The sequence below is a fragment of the Pseudomonas sp. D5(2026) genome (assembly GCF_057766845.1).
This window is the reverse complement of record NZ_CM173421.1, coordinates 2,241,043-2,257,257: the sequence shown is the minus strand read 5'-3', so window position 1 is coordinate 2,257,257 and position 16,215 is coordinate 2,241,043. Positions and strand designations below refer to the sequence as shown.

At 60.7% G+C, this 16,215-nt stretch carries 21 protein-coding genes, 1 tRNA gene and 1 pseudogene; 13 read left to right on the top strand and 10 right to left on the bottom strand.

Annotated elements, in window-relative coordinates:
• Positions 1-66: 66 nt before the first annotated feature.
• From galU to AC3B5Q_RS10295, 4 genes are all read right to left on the bottom strand, one after another.
• A complete protein-coding gene (gene galU, locus AC3B5Q_RS10310; RefSeq protein WP_014590484.1) occupies positions 67-906 on the bottom strand; it encodes a UTP--glucose-1-phosphate uridylyltransferase GalU in 840 nt (279 codons plus the stop codon).
• 236 nt (positions 907-1,142) lie between these two features.
• A complete protein-coding gene (locus tag AC3B5Q_RS10305) occupies positions 1,143-2,057 on the bottom strand; it encodes a c-type cytochrome (RefSeq protein WP_021784248.1) in 915 nt (304 codons plus the stop codon).
• Positions 2,054-2,704 carry a c-type cytochrome gene (locus AC3B5Q_RS10300; RefSeq protein WP_021784249.1) on the bottom strand — a complete coding sequence of 217 codons (651 nt, stop codon included), beginning with the start codon at positions 2,702-2,704 and terminating at the stop codon, positions 2,054-2,056. Before AC3B5Q_RS10300 ends, AC3B5Q_RS10305 begins: the two co-directional genes overlap by 4 nt.
• A gap of 77 nt (positions 2,705-2,781) precedes the next feature.
• Positions 2,782-3,141: a hypothetical protein gene (locus tag AC3B5Q_RS10295; RefSeq protein ID WP_021784250.1), complete on the bottom strand. Its 360-nt coding sequence runs from the start codon at positions 3,139-3,141 to the stop codon at positions 2,782-2,784.
• 159 nt (positions 3,142-3,300) lie between these two features.
• Here AC3B5Q_RS10295 and AC3B5Q_RS10290 point away from each other — a divergent pair, with 159 nt between their 5' ends.
• The 8 genes from AC3B5Q_RS10290 to csrA all read left to right on the top strand — a co-directional run bounded on the left by AC3B5Q_RS10290 (position 3,301) and on the right by csrA (position 9,063).
• A complete protein-coding gene (locus AC3B5Q_RS10290; RefSeq protein ID WP_003250918.1) occupies positions 3,301-3,603 on the top strand; it encodes a DUF1883 domain-containing protein in 303 nt (100 codons plus the stop codon).
• A gap of 7 nt (positions 3,604-3,610) precedes the next feature.
• Positions 3,611-3,781: a hypothetical protein gene (locus AC3B5Q_RS10285; RefSeq protein WP_021784251.1), complete on the top strand. Its 171-nt coding sequence runs from the start codon at positions 3,611-3,613 to the stop codon at positions 3,779-3,781.
• 51 nt (positions 3,782-3,832) lie between these two features.
• On the top strand, positions 3,833-4,918 hold the full coding sequence (locus tag AC3B5Q_RS10280) for an NAD(P)H-dependent flavin oxidoreductase (protein WP_392520166.1): 1,086 nt from the start codon (positions 3,833-3,835) through the stop codon (positions 4,916-4,918).
• A gap of 82 nt (positions 4,919-5,000) precedes the next feature.
• Complete coding sequence (gene modA, locus AC3B5Q_RS10275; protein WP_447781597.1) at positions 5,001-5,759, top strand: molybdate ABC transporter substrate-binding protein; 759 nt, start codon at positions 5,001-5,003, stop codon at positions 5,757-5,759.
• Positions 5,759-6,439: a molybdate ABC transporter permease subunit gene (gene modB / locus AC3B5Q_RS10270; protein WP_103444200.1), complete on the top strand. Its 681-nt coding sequence runs from the start codon at positions 5,759-5,761 to the stop codon at positions 6,437-6,439. The genes modA and modB overlap by 1 nt, the downstream gene beginning before the upstream one ends.
• A 1-nt stretch (position 6,440) precedes the next feature.
• Entirely contained in the window at positions 6,441-7,532 is a 1,092-nt protein-coding gene (modC, locus tag AC3B5Q_RS10265; RefSeq protein WP_103444199.1) for a molybdenum ABC transporter ATP-binding protein, read from the top strand.
• 57 nt (positions 7,533-7,589) lie between these two features.
• Positions 7,590-8,612 (top strand): DNA topoisomerase IB, encoded by a 1,023-nt coding sequence (locus AC3B5Q_RS10260; RefSeq protein ID WP_103444198.1) that lies wholly within the window; start codon positions 7,590-7,592, stop codon positions 8,610-8,612.
• Positions 8,613-8,865: 253 nt separating this feature from the next.
• A complete protein-coding gene (csrA, locus tag AC3B5Q_RS10255) occupies positions 8,866-9,063 on the top strand; it encodes a carbon storage regulator CsrA (protein ID WP_012051904.1) in 198 nt (65 codons plus the stop codon).
• Positions 9,064-9,103: 40 nt separating this feature from the next.
• On the opposite strand, the gene AC3B5Q_RS10250 is transcribed toward csrA, so the two are convergent.
• The 4 genes from AC3B5Q_RS10250 to AC3B5Q_RS10235 all read right to left on the bottom strand — a co-directional run bounded on the left by AC3B5Q_RS10250 (position 9,104) and on the right by AC3B5Q_RS10235 (position 12,440).
• Positions 9,104-9,457 carry a response regulator gene (locus AC3B5Q_RS10250; RefSeq protein ID WP_103444834.1) on the bottom strand — a complete coding sequence of 118 codons (354 nt, stop codon included), beginning with the start codon at positions 9,455-9,457 and terminating at the stop codon, positions 9,104-9,106.
• A gap of 11 nt (positions 9,458-9,468) precedes the next feature.
• Positions 9,469-10,914 (bottom strand): ATPase domain-containing protein, encoded by a 1,446-nt coding sequence (locus AC3B5Q_RS10245; protein ID WP_103444197.1) that lies wholly within the window; start codon positions 10,912-10,914, stop codon positions 9,469-9,471.
• 5 nt (positions 10,915-10,919) lie between these two features.
• Complete coding sequence (locus tag AC3B5Q_RS10240) at positions 10,920-12,080, bottom strand: two-component system sensor histidine kinase NtrB (protein WP_021784259.1); 1,161 nt, start codon at positions 12,078-12,080, stop codon at positions 10,920-10,922.
• 84 nt (positions 12,081-12,164) lie between these two features.
• A complete protein-coding gene (locus AC3B5Q_RS10235) occupies positions 12,165-12,440 on the bottom strand; it encodes a hypothetical protein (RefSeq protein WP_028697657.1) in 276 nt (91 codons plus the stop codon).
• A 201-nt stretch (positions 12,441-12,641) separates the two neighbouring features.
• On the opposite strand from AC3B5Q_RS10235, the gene AC3B5Q_RS10230 reads away from it, so the two are divergent.
• Both AC3B5Q_RS10230 and AC3B5Q_RS10225 read left to right on the top strand, forming a co-directional pair.
• A tRNA-Leu gene (locus AC3B5Q_RS10230) sits at positions 12,642-12,726 on the top strand.
• Between the two features lie 104 nt (positions 12,727-12,830).
• Positions 12,831-13,244 carry a DoxX family protein gene (locus AC3B5Q_RS10225; RefSeq protein ID WP_021784521.1) on the top strand — a complete coding sequence of 138 codons (414 nt, stop codon included), beginning with the start codon at positions 12,831-12,833 and terminating at the stop codon, positions 13,242-13,244.
• A gap of 1 nt (position 13,245) precedes the next feature.
• Here AC3B5Q_RS10225 and AC3B5Q_RS10220 read toward each other — a convergent pair whose 3' ends face one another.
• Entirely contained in the window at positions 13,246-13,440 is a 195-nt protein-coding gene (locus AC3B5Q_RS10220) for a hypothetical protein (protein ID WP_021784522.1), read from the bottom strand.
• Positions 13,441-13,833: 393 nt separating this feature from the next.
• On the opposite strand from AC3B5Q_RS10220, the gene adhP reads away from it, so the two are divergent.
• The 3 genes and pseudogenes from adhP to AC3B5Q_RS10205 all read left to right on the top strand — a co-directional run bounded on the left by adhP (position 13,834) and on the right by AC3B5Q_RS10205 (position 15,655).
• On the top strand, positions 13,834-14,844 hold the full coding sequence (gene adhP, locus AC3B5Q_RS10215; protein WP_047603476.1) for an alcohol dehydrogenase AdhP: 1,011 nt from the start codon (positions 13,834-13,836) through the stop codon (positions 14,842-14,844).
• A 90-nt stretch (positions 14,845-14,934) separates the two neighbouring features.
• A pseudogene (locus AC3B5Q_RS10210) lies at positions 14,935-15,138 on the top strand (DUF6434 domain-containing protein); the annotation flags it as partial.
• 280 nt (positions 15,139-15,418) lie between these two features.
• Entirely contained in the window at positions 15,419-15,655 is a 237-nt protein-coding gene (locus AC3B5Q_RS10205; protein WP_003250935.1) for a hypothetical protein, read from the top strand.
• A gap of 228 nt (positions 15,656-15,883) precedes the next feature.
• Here the strand turns inward: AC3B5Q_RS10205 and AC3B5Q_RS10200 are convergent, their stop codons facing one another.
• Positions 15,884-16,183: a hypothetical protein gene (locus AC3B5Q_RS10200; protein WP_103462319.1), complete on the bottom strand. Its 300-nt coding sequence runs from the start codon at positions 16,181-16,183 to the stop codon at positions 15,884-15,886.
• Positions 16,184-16,215: the final 32 nt, after the last annotated feature.

The following is a 16,215-nucleotide window of genomic DNA, read 5'->3' as shown; positions in this document are numbered from 1 at the left end:
ACCGCCGTTGGCCGCAGCAAACAAAAAAGCCACCCCGAAGGATGGCTTTGAGGCCAGCAGGGCTTGTCAGTAAGCCTTGCCAGTCTTGTAGTAGTTCTCGAAGCAGAAGTTGGTCGCGTCGATGTAGCCTTCGGCACCACCGCAGTCGAAACGCTTGCCTTTGAACTTATAGGCAATCACGCAGCCATCTTTGGCCTGCTGCAGCAGGGCATCGGTGATCTGGATTTCACCGCCTTTGCCTGGTTTGGTATTGGCGATGATGTCGAAGATATCCGGGGTCAGGATGTAACGGCCGATGATCGCCAGGTTCGAAGGCGCGTCTTCCGGAGCCGGTTTTTCGACCATGTTGGTCACACGGAAAATGTCGTCGCGGATCATCTCACCGGCGATCACACCATACTTGTTGGTTTCCTGCGGGTCGACTTCCTGGATGGCGACGATCGAGCAGCGGTACTGTTTGTACAGCTTGACCATCTGCGTCAGCACGCCGTCACCTTCCGGGTTGACGCACAGGTCGTCCGCCAGCACCACCGCGAACGGCTCGTCGCCGATCAGTGGGCGGCCAGTGAGGATGGCGTGGCCGAGGCCTTTCATTTCGGTCTGGCGCGTGTACGAGAACGAGCACTCGTCGAGCAGACGACGGATACCGACCAGGTATTTTTCCTTGTCGGTGCCCTTGATCTGGTTCTCCAGCTCGTAGCTGATGTCGAAGTGGTCTTCCAGGGCTCGCTTGCCGCGCCCGGTAACGATGGAGATCTCGTTCAGACCAGCATCCAATGCTTCTTCAACGCCATACTGGATCAGTGGCTTGTTGACCACCGGCAGCATTTCCTTGGGCATGGCTTTGGTAGCAGGCAGGAAGCGAGTGCCGTAGCCGGCTGCCGGGAACAAGCATTTTTTGATCATATACGTCCTTACAAAAGGCTAGGCCTGTGGAATTCGGCGCAGTCTAATCAGGCGGCGGTCACCTTACAATGCCCCCGATAACGACCATTGCCATCATAGAGATATCCCAGTGTAGATAGTTCCGGGGGATCGTGAATATTGCTGTCATACATGACCGTTGGATGACAGGCAAATCAGCGTGCCTGAGGCGGCCTCGTCGACGGGTTCACCGGCGAAAAGGCCGCCACCGGCTTACATCAACTCCCCGTCCCTTGTCCGATCAGCACCCCATCAACCTGCTGACCATACAGGTTCACCCCATCATTGGCATGAAACTTCACCCGCGTTTTCTCGATGGATCCCTCCACCAGCCGCGGGTCCTGTGGCCGCTCGTGGCGGTTGATCCACGCCGCCACGTCCCAGGCCTGCTGGTCGCTTAGGCTGCCTGGCTTGCCCAACGGCATGTTGTACTTGATGAACGACGCAGCGGTGTTGATGCGGTGCATGCCAGCCCCCCAGTTATAGGAGTCCTTGCCCCAAAGCGGCGGCATTACGTACTCGCCTGCGACCTTTTGCCCTTCACCGTTATCGCCATGGCAAATCGCGCATTGTTCGCGGTAAACCTGCTGGCCGCGCTTGAAGTCATAACCGCCCTTGGGTTGTGCCACCTCCGGATAACCACGTCCGGCAATCTCCACACCGGTCGGTGCCTTGGTCGACAGCCAGTATGAATACACTGCCAATGCCGTCATCTGCGGGCTGTCAGCGGCCGGTGGCTTGCCGTTCATACTGAACTGGAAACACCCCTGGATACGCTCGGCGAAGGTGTTGACCTTGTCATTTTTCTTGCGATACGCCGGGTACATCGGGTAGGCGCCCCACAGCGGCGCCGAATGCGCCAACCGCCCCTGATCGAGGTGGCAGTTACTGCAGTTCATGCCATTGCCCACAGCCTCGGGCATCAATCGGCGGGTATCGACAAACAAGGCATGGCCTTCACGCACCATCTTGCCAAAGGCATTATCGGGCAATTCACTCTCTGCGGGCGGCACGAACTGCGGTGCCGCCTGCACAGCGGGAACCTTCAACTGCGACTGGTCTTCCATGGCGATCGGCGTGGCCTGGGCGCTGCCCACGGTCAGCAGCAACAAGACTGGAATCATGGTTTTCATGGCGTGACCTCCTGGCTGGCGGGGCGAGCGAAGAACTCGGCAACGGCCTTGACCTCCTCATCGGTCATGGCCTTGGCCACGCCGACCATCAGCTGATTGGGGTCATTGCTGCGGCTGCCGTCACGCCAGGCGTTGAGCTGTGCCACCAGGTAACTGGCGGGCTGGCCGGCCAAGGGCGGGAAGTGTTCGCCCACTCCGCCGCCTCCCGGCCCATGGCATTGCACGCAGCCAGGAATTTGCCGACTCCAGTCGCCGTACAGGGCCATGCGGGTGGCAGGGTCATTGGCAATCTGCTGCCGGCGCAGGTCGCCAGCGGGCGCTGCCGGCAAGCTGGCCAGGTAGGTACTGACGGCCTTGATTTCATCGTCGCTCAAGGCCTTGGCCAAGGGCTCCATCACTGGCTGCTTGCGGCTGCCGTTGCGCCAGTCATGCAACTGCTTGGCAAGGTAACCGGCCGGAAGCCCGGCCAACCGTGGAAAGCCGGCGGCGGCAATGCCCTTGCCATCCGGGCCATGGCAACCAAGGCAGGCCATGGCAGCGGGGTTGGCTCCCCCCTGGGTGAAGACCTTCTGACCGTCAGCGGCATGTGCCGTGGGCCAGATCAGGATCAGCAGGCTGCCGATCATCACGCGTCTCAACGGTGTCATCACGAATCTCCTTTTCTTTTGTTATATGTTTAGGCTTAAAACATATAAGCAGAGAAAGGAAGACCCTTTGCCTCAGATCAACTTCCGGAGATGCATTCGGTTGCGGCAGTGCGCACATCCCCAAGGCGCAGTGGGAAGTTATTCAGCCGCTCGTGCAGTTTGATGCTGCTGCCGCTGCCCCGCTTGTCGATATCCACCAGCGCCGCCGGGCCAGCACTTGATGCGATTTTCTGCGGTACGATCAGCCGCAGACCGTCACCACGCTGCTCTTCGGTCAGCGGGTCACGCGTATCGGCCAGCTTCTGCTTTACGCAATCGGCATAGGCACGCGGGCTCTTGCCAGAGATCACATCCAGCGTTTCATGCGATTGTTCCAGCTCCGCGACACTCACGCAGCCACCCAGCGCCACCGACAACGCCGCCACCATCCACTTCATTTGCAGCACCTCTGCCTTCAAGAATTCGCTTCGACCACATCCAGGCGGTTTTGCTCCCTGCTTTGGCAGAATTATCCACGCCTGGTGATCAGCGCGGCAGTGTAACGGCACATCGTGGTATCTTTTGCTTTTGCAGATCCAAACCTTGCGGAGCATCACATGAAATTCGTACACCAGCGCGAGCACCTCAACGAGGACGATATCGTCGTCATCGAGTGCTCCCAGCGCTGCAATATCCGCCTGATGAACGACGCCAACTTCCGCAGCTTCAAGAACGGCGGCCGTCATACTTACCACGGCGGCCATTTCGAGAAGTTTCCGGCAAAGATAACCGTACCCAGCACCGGCTTCTGGAACATCACCATCGATACCGTGACCACTCGCCCGATCTCGGTCACCCGCAAGCCAACCCTGACCCACAAGATCAAGATTATCCGTCGCTCGTCGTCGAAACTCAGATAAGGCCACCATGACCCAGACCATCAAGTACGTCATCAAATACAAGCTCGACGGCCAGCGTCGCTGGGATTTCGCGTTGATGCCCGATGCCTCGCAAGAGCAAGCCCTCGAGGCCCTGCGCAAGATCCACGGCGAAGACGCCGACAAAATCAGCGACATTCAGGTCAGCAAGGCCCTGTAAGACTCTCCGCAAGCCCCCGCCGCACCGCTCGCCCCACGCAAGGAGAATCGCATGAGCCATTGGCCCGACCGCCGTATCCTCGACCTGCTGGGCATCGAGCTGCCCATTCTGCAGGCCCCCATGGCGGGGGCCACCGGCTCAGCCATGGCCATTGCCGTGGGCCTGGCAGGTGGCCTGGGCGCCCTGCCCTGCGCCATGCTCAGCGGCGAACAGGTGCGCGCCGAGATCGCCGCATTCCGCGCTGGCTGCCCGGGGCACCCGTTGAACCTGAACTTCTTCTGCCACCAGCCACCAGCGCCCGATGCCGAACGCGATGCACGCTGGAAGCAGGCACTTGAGCCCTATTACAGCGAAGTGGGCGCCGATTTCGCAGCGCCCACCCCGGTGTCCAACCGCGCGCCTTTCGACGAGCAGAGCTGCCAACTGGTCGAAGCCTTGCGCCCGGAGGTGGTGAGCTTCCACTTCGGTCTGCCCAAGGCGGAGCTGCTGCAGCGGGTAAAGGCCAGCGGTGCCAAGGTACTGTCCAGCGCCACGACCGTGGAAGAAGCGGTCTGGCTGGAGCGCAATGGCTGCGACGCGATCATCGCCATGGGTTATGAAGCCGGTGGCCATCGCGGCATGTTCCTCAGCGATGACATCACCAGCCAGATAGGCACCTTCGCTCTGGTACCGCAGGTGGCCGATGCCGTCGGCGTACCGGTGATTGCCGCCGGTGGTATCGGCGACCACCGCGGGCTGTTGGCGGCACTGGCCCTGGGCGCCTCGGCAGTGCAGATCGGCACGGCTTACCTGTTCTGCCCCGAGGCCAAGGTGTCGCAAGCGCATCGCCGGGCGCTGGACAGCGCGCCTGCCAGCGACACCGCGCTGACCAACCTGTTTACCGGCCGCCCGGCGCGCGGCATCAACAATCGCATCATGCGCGAGCTAGGGCCGATGAGCGAACTTGCACCGCGCTTTCCGCTGGCGGGTGGGGCATTGATGCCTTTACGGGCGATCACCGACCCGCAGGGTAATAGTGACTTCAGTAATCTTTGGTCGGGGCAGGCATTGCGGCTGGGGCGGCACATGCCAGCAGGTGAGCTGACCCGGGAGATCGCCGGGAAGGCACTGGCAGTGATCGGTCACCAGGCATTCTGACAGGCAGGCCAGGCCTCTTCACGGCAACTGGTTTATCGCTATATAGTTATGGCTATAACGATAACCTCAAGGATCTGTCTTCATGCGCTTGCGCTCACCCCAGTTGACCTTCACAGCCCTGCTCAGCCTGCTGGCCTTCAACACGGCCTGGGCCGACGAAGTCCAGGTCGCGGTCGCAGCCAACTTCACAGCTCCTGTCCAGGCCATCGCCAAGGCCTTCGAAAAAGACACTGGCCACAAACTGGTCGCGGCCTATGGCGCCACCGGGCAGTTCTATGCGCAGATCAAGCATGGTGCTCCGTTCGACGTGTTCCTCGCCGCTGACGACACCACCCCCAAGAAGCTTGAAGCAGAAAAGGAAACCGTACCCGGTTCGCGCTTTACCTACGCCATCGGCACCCTGGCCCTGTGGTCTGCGAAGGAAGGCTACGTAGACGCCAAGGGTGAAGTGCTGAAGAAGAACGCATATAAACACCTGTCCATCGCCAACCCGAAAGCTGCTCCTTACGGCCTGGCCGCCACGCAGGTACTGGACAGGCTGAAGCTCACCGAGGCCACCAAAGGCAAGATCGTCGAAGGCCAGAACATCACCCAGGCCTTCCAGTTCGTCTCCACCGGCAACGCCGAGCTGGGCTTCGTCGCCCTGTCGCAGATCTACAGGGATGGCAAGGTGGCCAATGGCTCGGCCTGGATCGTGCCGTCCGACCTGCACGACCCGATCCGCCAGGACGCTGTCATCCTCAGCAAAGGCAAGGACAATGCGGCCGCCAAGGCACTGGTCGAATACCTCAAAGGCCCCAAAGCCGAAGCGGTGATCAAATCCTATGGTTATGAACGCTGATGCCACTGGATGCCAGTGACCTGGGTGCCATCTGGCTGACCGTAAAACTGGCCAGCCTGACCACCCTGATCCTGCTGGTTATCGGCACACCCGTCGCCTGGTGGCTCGCGCGCACGCGCTCATGGCTGCGCGGGCCGGTGGGTGCGGTAGTGGCACTGCCGCTGGTACTGCCACCTACGGTGATCGGCTTTTACCTGTTGATCGCCCTTGGCCCGCACGGCTGGCTCGGGCAGGCCACCCAGGCGCTGGGCCTGGGCACTGTGGTGTTCAGCTTCACAGGCCTGGTGATTGGCTCGACGGTGTACTCCCTGCCGTTCGTGGTACAACCACTGCAGAATGCCTTTGGCGCAATCGGCCAGCGGCCCCTGGAAGTCGCCGCCACCCTGCGCGCCAGCCCATGGGACACTTTCGTTCATGTGGTGCTGCCGCTGGCCCGCCCTGGTTTCGTCACTGCCAGCATCCTCGGCTTTGCCCACACGGTCGGCGAGTTTGGCGTCGTACTGATGATCGGTGGCAACATCCCCGACAAGACCCGCGTGGTTTCAGTGCAAATTTTCGATCACGTCGAAGCCATGGAGTACTCGCAAGCCCACTGGCTGGCCGGTGCCATGCTGGTGTTCTCTTTCCTGGTGCTACTTCTGCTGTACGCTGGACGCCGCGGCAAAACTGGCTGGAGCTGAAATGACCGCATCGATTGTGGCGCGCCTGAAACTGGCGCGCGACGACTTTACCCTGGACGTCGACCTGCACCTGCCCGGGCGCGGCATCAGCGCGCTGTTCGGCCATTCTGGCTCCGGCAAGACCAGCTGCCTGCGCTGCCTGGCCGGGCTGGAACGGGCCGCCAGCGCCTATATCGAGGTCAACGGCGAAGTCTGGGAAGACAGCACCCGTGGCCACTTCCAGGCACCGCACCTGCGTCCGGTGGGCTATGTGTTCCAGGAGGCCAGCCTGTTCCCACACCTGTCGGTGCGCGGCAACCTTGCGTTCGGCTGGCGCCGGGTAGCGCCCGCTGAACGCAAGGTCAGCCTCGACCAGGCTTGCCAACTGCTGGGTATCGGCCACTTGCTGGACCGCCGCCCGGCAACCCTGTCTGGTGGCGAGGCGCAGCGGGTGGGTATTGCCCGCGCCCTGCTCAGCAGCCCACGGTTGTTGTTGATGGACGAGCCGCTGGCAGCCCTCGACGGCCCGCGCAAGCGCGAGATACTGCCCTTCCTGGAGCGCCTGCATGACGAACTGGACATCCCGCTGATTTATGTCAGTCACGCCCAGGATGAAGTCGCGCGGCTGGCCGACCACCTGGTGTTGCTGGAACAAGGCCGGGCGATCGCCAGCGGCCCGATCGGCGAAACCCTGGCTCGCCTCGACCTGTCGCTGGCCCAGGGCGACGATGCCGGGGTAGTGTTCGAGGGTATGGTGGTAGGGCACGACTCGCACTACGGCCTGCTTGACCTGCGCCTGCCTGGCAGCAGCGGGCCGCTGCTGCGCATCACCCACGCGGCACAGGTGATGGGCAGCACCCTGCGCGTCAAGGTGCAGGCCCGGGACGTCAGCCTGGCACTGGCGGCGGACAGCGCATCGAGCATCCTCAACCGCGTGCCGGTACGTGTGCGCGAGAGCCGCCCGGCGGCCAACCCGGCGCATGTGCTGGTCAGCCTGGATGCCGGGGGCAATGCCTTGCTTGCACGCATCACCCGCTTCTCGGCAGACCAGCTCGGCTTGCACACAGGGCAGGTACTGTTCGCCCAGATCAAGTCGGTGGCCCTTTTGGGTTGAGCATCCTTCGCGCGCGTATTGTCCATTGAGCTGTGACCCGATCGAGGCCTGCAGCCCATGCCCGACTGCCCCCTGCCACGCACCCTGCACTACGTTGACGACAGTCAGCCGGGCCTGACCCGTCGGCGCTGGCGCGACCGTTTCATCTATCTGGATGCCGATGGCCAACGGGTACGCGACAGCGACACCCTCTCGCGCATCGCCGCACTGGTGATTCCCCCGGCCTACACCGATGTGTGGATCTGCGCCGATCCGCAAGGCCACCTGCAAGCCACTGGCCGCGATGCGCGTGGCCGCAAGCAGTACCGCTACCACGCGCAGTGGCGCGAACTGCGCGACCAGCACAAATACGGGCGCATGCTTGCGTTCGCTCAGGCCCTGCCAAAGCTGCGCGCACAGCTGGAAGCTCACCTGGCGCGGCCAGGGCTGGACCGGGAAAAGGTAATGGCGCTGGTAGTGAGCCTGCTGGACCACACCCTGATTCGGATTGGCAACCAGCGCTACCTGCGCGATAACAAGTCGTATGGACTGACCACCCTGCGCAATCGCCATGTGCAGGTCAAAGGCAGCAACATTCGCTTCCAGTTCCGCGGCAAGCGCGGCGTCGAACACAACGTCACCCTCAACGATCGGCGCCTGGCCAACTTGCTCAAAAGCTGCATGGAACTGCCTGGACAGGCGCTGTTTCAGTACCTGGATGAAAACGGCCAGCGCCATAGTGTCGGCTCCAGCGAGGTCAATCAGTTTTTGCAGCAGTTGACCGGCGCCGACTTCACCGCCAAGGACTATCGTACCTGGGCCGGCAGCAGCCTGGCATTGCACCTGCTGAGGCCCTTGGCATGGGAGCCGGAGAGTGAAGCCAAGCGTCAGGTCGCCGCGATAGTCCGCCAGGTAGCCACGCGCCTGGGCAATACGCCGGCAGTGTGCAGGCGCTGCTACATCCACCCGGCAGTCCTGGAGCACTATACGTTGGGGCGCCTGGCCAATTTGCCGAAAAACCGTGTGCGCAAAGGCCTGGACCCGGAGGAAGTGGCCTTGCTGTTGTTTCTTCAGGCTCTCGAGGAACAGGAGGACCATTAAGCTTGTCTATTCAGCCCATGATGCGAAGAAATTTCCCATTAGCCGCCAACCCCCCTATTCTTGGCAGCGAGCGCCTTGGCCGACAAACCGTTGACGGTTTGCTTTGGCACCTGCAACTGAAGACACGCAACAGAATTTGTCTGTCGGGGAATTAATATCCGCCGAAAGCGTCTTTAATGAGAAGGAAGAGGGACAAGCTCCCGCCGCCGGGGCAACTAGCCCTGCGGATTTTTATATCACCAAGGAGAACTACATGCTGATACTCACCCGTAAGGTTGGCGAAAGCATCGTCATCAACGATGACATCAAAGTCACCATTCTGGGCGTCAAAGGGATGCAGGTGAGGATTGGTATCGATGCACCGAAAGATGTTCAGGTCCATCGAGAAGAGATCTTCAAACGCATCCAGGCCGGTAGCCCGGCGCCGGAGAAGCACGAAGACTCCCACTGAGCCTCCCCCCGAGGGGCATGGATGCGCTCGACCGCCAGTCTCAGGTGCGCAGCAACTGATGCACAGTGGCGATCATCTCATCCATGTCGAACGGCTTGTCGAATATTGCGGCAAACAGGGCCGGGCATCCTTGGCTGGCCTGCGCGCCGCTCATGAGGATGACCGGCAACTCGCTTAACGCCGGGTCCTCGCGTATGGCACGCGCCAGCTCCTCGCCGTTGAGTAGCGGCATCATGTAGTCGGTAATCACCAGCTGCACGCGTTTTTCCTTTAACGCCTCCAGTGCTTTGCAGCCATTGCTCGCCTTTTCCACCAGAAAACCTTCGTCCTCAAGGGCAAAACCGAGGATATCGGCGATCAGGTATTCGTCATCGACAATCAGGATGGTATTCATCAGCTCGTCCGTCACCCGCTCCCCTGCGGCATCGGCGTTCCCGAGAGCACACCACAGGCACCTTCGAACGCCTTGCGCAAGGTAATGCCTTGCGGCCCGATCAGCAGCTCGTGCAAGGCCGGGTCATGATGGCTGTCACGTACTTTGAGGACCGACAGCATGCGCCGTAGTTGCGAGTCCAGTTCGACAAAGCGCATCAGCATAAGGTTGTCGACGATACTCGACAGGTCCGGTGCGGGGGCGCTTATTTCCGCGCCGAAGATGTCGCGCATCTCCCAGGTCAGGATCACACTGACATCGCGCGCGCGCAACTCACCCGCCAGCGCGCGGAAAAACGCATTGAGCCGCGTCGAGTCAATTGCCAGCCGGCTGAATGCACCAAGGCTATCGATCACCACGCGCTTGCTGCCCTGCGCCGCCACACGCTCCAGCAGCCGCGCGCCAACCTGGTCCAGCAAGCCCTCGGTGGTCGGCTGCCAGCACAGTTGCAAGCTACCACCCTGCTCCATCGCGGCAAAATCGTAACCGAGCGAAGCGGCCTTGCTGCGCAGACGTTCGGGCGTTTCGTAAAAACCGAAATGCAACCCCGGCGCCTGCGGGGTGCTGGCACCGAGAAAGGCCAGGCCCAATGACGTCTTGCCACTTCCTGAAGGCCCCATCAACAGGCTGACTGACCCAGTGGCCAACCCCCCGCCAAGCATTTCATCGAAGGCTGGCACACCACTGCTGACACGCGCCAAGGTGCCGCTGCCCAACTGGCTGGGGTGGCTGAACAAGGCTTCCAGGCGAGGATAGACCTGCATGCCGGACTCATCGATAAGGCATTCGTGACGCCCCGACAACGCGCCACTGCCACGGGTCTTGCGCAACTGAACATGGCGCACGGCGCGGCTGCCCACCAATTGCTCACCCAGTTCGATCACGCCATCGACCATGGTGTGTTCCGGGCTGCCTTCGTCCAGCCGGGCACTGGTCAACAGCAGAACGGTGCAGCCGGCGAAGGCTGCATGCCCCTGCAGTTCAGAGACGAACTTTTTGGTGTCCAGCGCCGTTTCCGCACGTACCCGGGCATTGAGCACACCGTCGACGATCAGCAGGCTGGCCTGTTGCCGGGCGATTTCCTGGCGCAATAACCGCACCACCGCTTCCAGCCCGTCCTGCTCAAGGGTATCAAAGGCACTGACGAACTGGATTTGGTCGCCGACCAGCGCCGGATCGAAGAAGTCCAGCGTGGACAGGTACTGGAACAAGCGTTCATGCGACTCGCTCAGCAAGGTGGCCACCAGCACCCGACCACCGCCCCGCACATGGCCGCAGGCCAACTGATTGGCGAGGATGGTCTTACCAGCCCCCGGTGGCCCCTGGATAATGTAGGAGGCGCCAGCTACCAGGCCACCCTTGAGCAACGCGTCGAGCCCGTCGATCCCCGTTACCAGTCGCTTCAGTGCCTGTGCCATGTTGTCTACCTGTCGAGTGGGCTATCCGTCTGGTCCTGATACATTGGCAAGTACAGTTGCATGCAAGTTCCCCGGCCAGGCTCGCTATCGACACAAATGGCGCCGCCGCTTTGCCGGGCGAAACCATAGACCTGGCTAAGCCCCAGGCCGGTACCCTTGCCAAAAGGCTTGGTGGTGAAAAACGGCTCGAAGATACGCGGCAGTATTTCTGTGGGTATACCTTCGCCGCTGTCTTCCACCTTGAAGCGCACGAAGCTGCCCTTGAGCCCTTCAACTTCGCCGAGCAGCTCGACCACATCGACAGTCAGGCTGATCCGGCCATGCCCCTCGATGGCGTCACGGGCATTGAACAACAGGTTGAGCAACACCATCTGCAGTTGCCCGGCATCCACCTCGATCAGCGGCAGGTCCGGTTGCAGCAATACCTCCAAGTCAATTGAGCCTGGCAAAGCATGCTCAAGCAGGCCACGCGTAGCGGTAACCAAGTCTGAAGGGGCAACGCTGGCCACATCGAGCTTGCGGTGCCGGGCAAAGCTGAGCAGTTGCTGGGTCAGTTCGGTGCCGCGCTGGCTGGCATCGAGGATGTGCTGCAACATGCGCTGGGCGCGTGCCGGGTCCTGGGTGGCCAGCGCCAGGCGCGCCGAGCTGATGATGATGGTCAACATGTTGTTGAAGTCGTGCGCCAGACCACCGGTCAACTGGCCGAGGGCTTCAAGCTTCTGCGCCTGGAACAGCTGGGCGCGCACTGCGTCCAGCTGCAGCGCCGACTCGCGACGGTCAGTGATATCGCGTGTCACCTTGGCCAGGCCTATGATCTGGCCATTTTCATCACGGATCACATCCAGTGCAGCCAGGGCCCAGAACTGCGTGCCGTCCTTGCGCACCCGCCAGCCTTCGTCCTGCGCCACACCCTGCTCCAGCGCCTGGCGCAGCAACTGATCGGGGCGGCCATCCGCACAATCCTGTGGGGTGAAGAACAACGAAAAGTGCTTGCCGATCACTTCATCGCCACGGTAACCCTTGATCCGTTGCGCGCCGGCGTTCCACGACACCACATGGCCGGAGGGGTCGAGCATGTAGATGGCATAATCCACCACCGACTGAACCAGCTGTTCATAACGATGGGCAGGCATGACGGGAGATTCGAGACAGTCAGCTGGAACCATGCAAACTCCACTGGCACAGCAGGAGGGAGGAAATGAACGTAGCCCGGAGTGTCTGCCAGTAGACAGTTGAACCACTACAGGCAGTCAGCGTTCCGGCTCGGACAGCACCGGGCCGATGCGCCGTGGCATGGCCACTTTCAGCAACCACAGGCTAAGCAGCATGATCATACCACCGCCGGCCAGGGCCAACATACGCTGCTGCTGTGAGTGCTCTGCATCGAAGCCCAGCAACAGCAGATACCCGCCCAGGCTGATCAGGCTGATGTAAAGAAAAGCACCCAGCACGAGCACCTGCGCGAACAGCAGCCGCCAGAACAACCGTGGACGCACCATGTCTTCGCCAACTCCACCCTGCGTCATTGCGGAACACCCACGGGGCCATTTACCGGGCAACAGTTGCGTGATGATGGCAAGGTGTCAATTGCCCGTTTGATCGACCCCTCTATCTGTTGATCATAGGTGCTGCAGTTGACTCAACTATAACAATGGGTTATAAAGCGCGCTTGATTGCGAAGCCCTTCTGCTTAGAAGCGAGCTGGTCGTTGCGACCCCTTCAAGCGTGCGAGTGTGGTGGAATTGGTATACACAGCAGACTTAAAATCTGTCGGCGTGAGCCTTGCGGGTTCGAGTCCCGCCACTCGCACCAAACTTCGTTGAAAAGGCGCCCTTGCGGCGCCTTTTTGCTGCCTGACGGCAATGTCTTGCGCAGCTGCTAAAGTGGAGCTTGTACTCGTCCACTGGAACGCCGCCATGCGCTACTCCCTGTTCGATGGTCAACGCGACATTATTATCCTGATCGCCCGCATACTGCTGATGATCCTGTTCGTCTTGTCCGGCTGGGCCAAGCTGACCGGCTTCGATGGCACGGTAGGCTATATGACCTCACTCGGCGCCCCTGCACCGATGCTGGCGGCAGGGATTGCCGTCATTATGGAGTTTGTCGTCGCAATCCTGTTGATCCTCGGTTTCTACACGCGACCGCTGGCGTTCCTGTTCGCACTGTTCGTGCTGGGCACCGCGTTGCTTGGCCACCCGTTCTGGAACATGGTCGACCCCGAGCGCAGCGCCAACATGACCCAGTTTCTGAAAAACCTCAGCATCATGGGCGGCCTGCTGTTGCTGGCGGTAAGCGGGCCCGGCCGGTTCTCGGTGGATGGTCGCTGAGTCAGTCGTCGCAATCGTCGAACCAGGCTGGGTGATCGCGCTCTTCGTCATCGAGGTCGTCCAGCGTTTCTTCGTCCTCCTCCACTTCATCCTCGGCGCCCTGGGCATCTGCCTCGGGCGCCACGTCGTCGTAGAGGAATTCGTGGTCGAGCAGGTGATCGTGCTCGGGTTCGTGCAGGTCGTCTTCGTCGCGCATGCTGGCTCCTGGGATAATGGCAGGCCTGTATAGGCTGATCAGGGTGCCGGGTCAATGCGTTGTCGCTTAATCCTGGGTTAACCGGCACGGCGCAGCCTGCAAGCTCTCCCTTCAAACGTCTTTTGCCCGCCTTTCATGGCGGGCTTTTTTATGGTTCTTCACGAAATGCCGACATCCGGATTGGCACACTGACCCTGCTCCGTACGTTCTTGCAGCCCGCCGCATCATTGCCGCGGGCTTTTCTTTTTTCCGCACATGCCAGTCAGGCATACGCAGGCATTTTATGGGCGCGTCCACCACGACCATGACCTGAAGCAGTTTTGCCTGGGCAGGCAAGGTCTATGCTGTCCCGGCGATACCCCAAGCTCACATCGGATAGACACGGAGGCTCTTATGAAAGCTGCTGTCGTTGCACCAGGCCGTCGCGTGGACGTGGTAGAGAAAACCCTGCGCCCTCTCGAACACGGCGAAGCGCTGCTGAAGATGCAGTGCTGCGGTGTGTGCCACACCGACCTGCACGTGAAAAATGGCGACTTTGGTGACAAGACCGGTGTAGTACTGGGCCACGAAGGTATTGGCGTGGTCCAGGAAGTTGGCCCGGGCGTCACCTCGCTCAAGCCAGGCGACCGAGCCAGCGTTGCCTGGTTCTACCAGGGTTGCGGACATTGCGAATATTGCAACAGCGGCAACGAAACCCTGTGCCGCGACGTGAAGAATTCCGGTTACACCGTGGACGGCGGCATGGCCGAGGCCTGCATCGTCAAGGCCGACTACTCGGTTAAAGTGCCCGACGGCCTCGACTCCGCTGCCGCCAGCAGCATTACCTGCGCCGGCGTCACGACCTACAAGGCAGTGAAAATCTCCAACGTCCGCCCCGGCCAATGGATCGCCATCTACGGGCTCGGCGGCTTGGGCAACCTGGCCCTGCAATATGCCAAGAATGTGTTCAACGCCAAAGTCATCGCCATCGACGTCAACGAAGAGCAACTGCGCTTCGCCAGCGAGATGGGCGCGGATCTGGTGGTCAACCCGCTCAACGAAGATGCTGCGAAGGTCATCCAGGCCAAAACCGGCGGCGCACATGCTGCCGTCGTTACTGCTGTGGCCAAAGGCGCGTTCAACTCAGCCGTCGATGCCTTGCGCGCTGGCGGGCGACTGGTGGCCGTCGGGCTTCCGTCGGAGTCCATGGACCTGAATATTCCCCGCTTGGTGCTTGATGGCATCGAAGTGGTGGGCTCGCTGGTGGGTACACGCCAGGACCTGCAGGAAGCCTTCCAGTTTGCCGCTGAAGGCAAAGTGGTGCCCAAGGTGACGCTGCGACCGATCGAGGATATCAACCAGATCTTTGACGAGATGCTGGAGGGCAAGATCAAAGGCCGGATGGTGATCCAGTTCGAAGGCTGACAGGCCGACCGAGATAATTTGGAACCACCGCAAAGCCCGTAGAGGACCACCTACGGGCTTTTGCCTTTTCAATAGTCAATGGAACAGACCATGACCGTCGACTGGCACGCTGGGCCGTTTACCCGTACCACTCAACTGGACGAGCATTACCGTAGCACGCAGAAGGTTCGTCAGTTTCTGCTCAGCGAGTGCGGGGCGGCATTCAAGTTCGACCGAGGATTCATGCTTTGGATCAAAAGTGGCACCCCATCAACCATGGGTGACGTCGCGGATGAGTGGCTACGCAGGTATGGGGGACACTCTGTATCTGAAGGCTGGAGACAGCCTTTGGCTGCAGCCGTGGCTTTCAACATCTTGTCCAACGATTCAACCATGCTGGAATAATCCATTTCCTGACTCCCTTGCTGCTGGAATTGGCTTGCGTTCAACCATAGACCGCGAACATTTCAATATTTGATGAGTAAACCTGGAAATTTCACCCATCCTTCATGCTGAAGACCAACGCCTGCAAGCTGTGGTTCAAGAAAAGTGCTCAACCTGTAACGGCGAGCCTGTGCATATTGAGGAGCTAGGTATGTCCATTCGAAGCTTGGCGAAGAACCTGCCGCCGGACCCTTCACGGGAAGGCTGGGTCATCGGATGGGGGGTCCTGAGAGACCGACATCCATGGCATTTCGTCGACGTTTATGCCGACCAGAAAACGGCCATGGCAGAGGCGCAGCGCAGAGGAGATGGCTACGTGGTGGAATTCGGCTCGCACCGCCTGGGGACGCATGAGTTTATCTGCGGTGTCACCTTACCTGAAGGCTGATGCTCGAACATGACGCAGGCCTTGAAAAACACGGCGCACTATATCGACGGCTACTTGATGAAAAATCCAGAAAAGGAGGCGCTGATCAGCGAGGATGACGGGCCAGACCGATGATGCCTACTCTGCCGGATCGCTGGAAGTGTGGCGACGCAGCGATTTAAGACACAGCGTTTTCGCTGATGACAGTTGGAAGTCGCCGCCTGCCCTCCGGCGCTGCGCGCCTGGCCGCTATTTCGAGGCAGCCAGAAAGCCTGCGGCAGGCACACCTTCAGCGGCGACACGTCGGGCCCGGCCAACGCCCCACGCCAGCGCCCTGGTCATCGACTCGCCAGGGCGAGAATCGAAGGCCTCCTCAAGGATAGCCATGCCACCAGGGGCGTACACCCCGATGAACATCTGCGTTCTGCCTGTCCGCGACAGTCGCGTCTGGACATCAATGTATGTCCCATCGTCGAGTGTCTCGTCGTGAGTTCGGTGATGAAGCGTCGGGTCAGCCCAGGCCCAGAAAACATCACCGCGTATTCTCATGAGGCGCTCCTACGACTTTAGTTGTAGTCAGG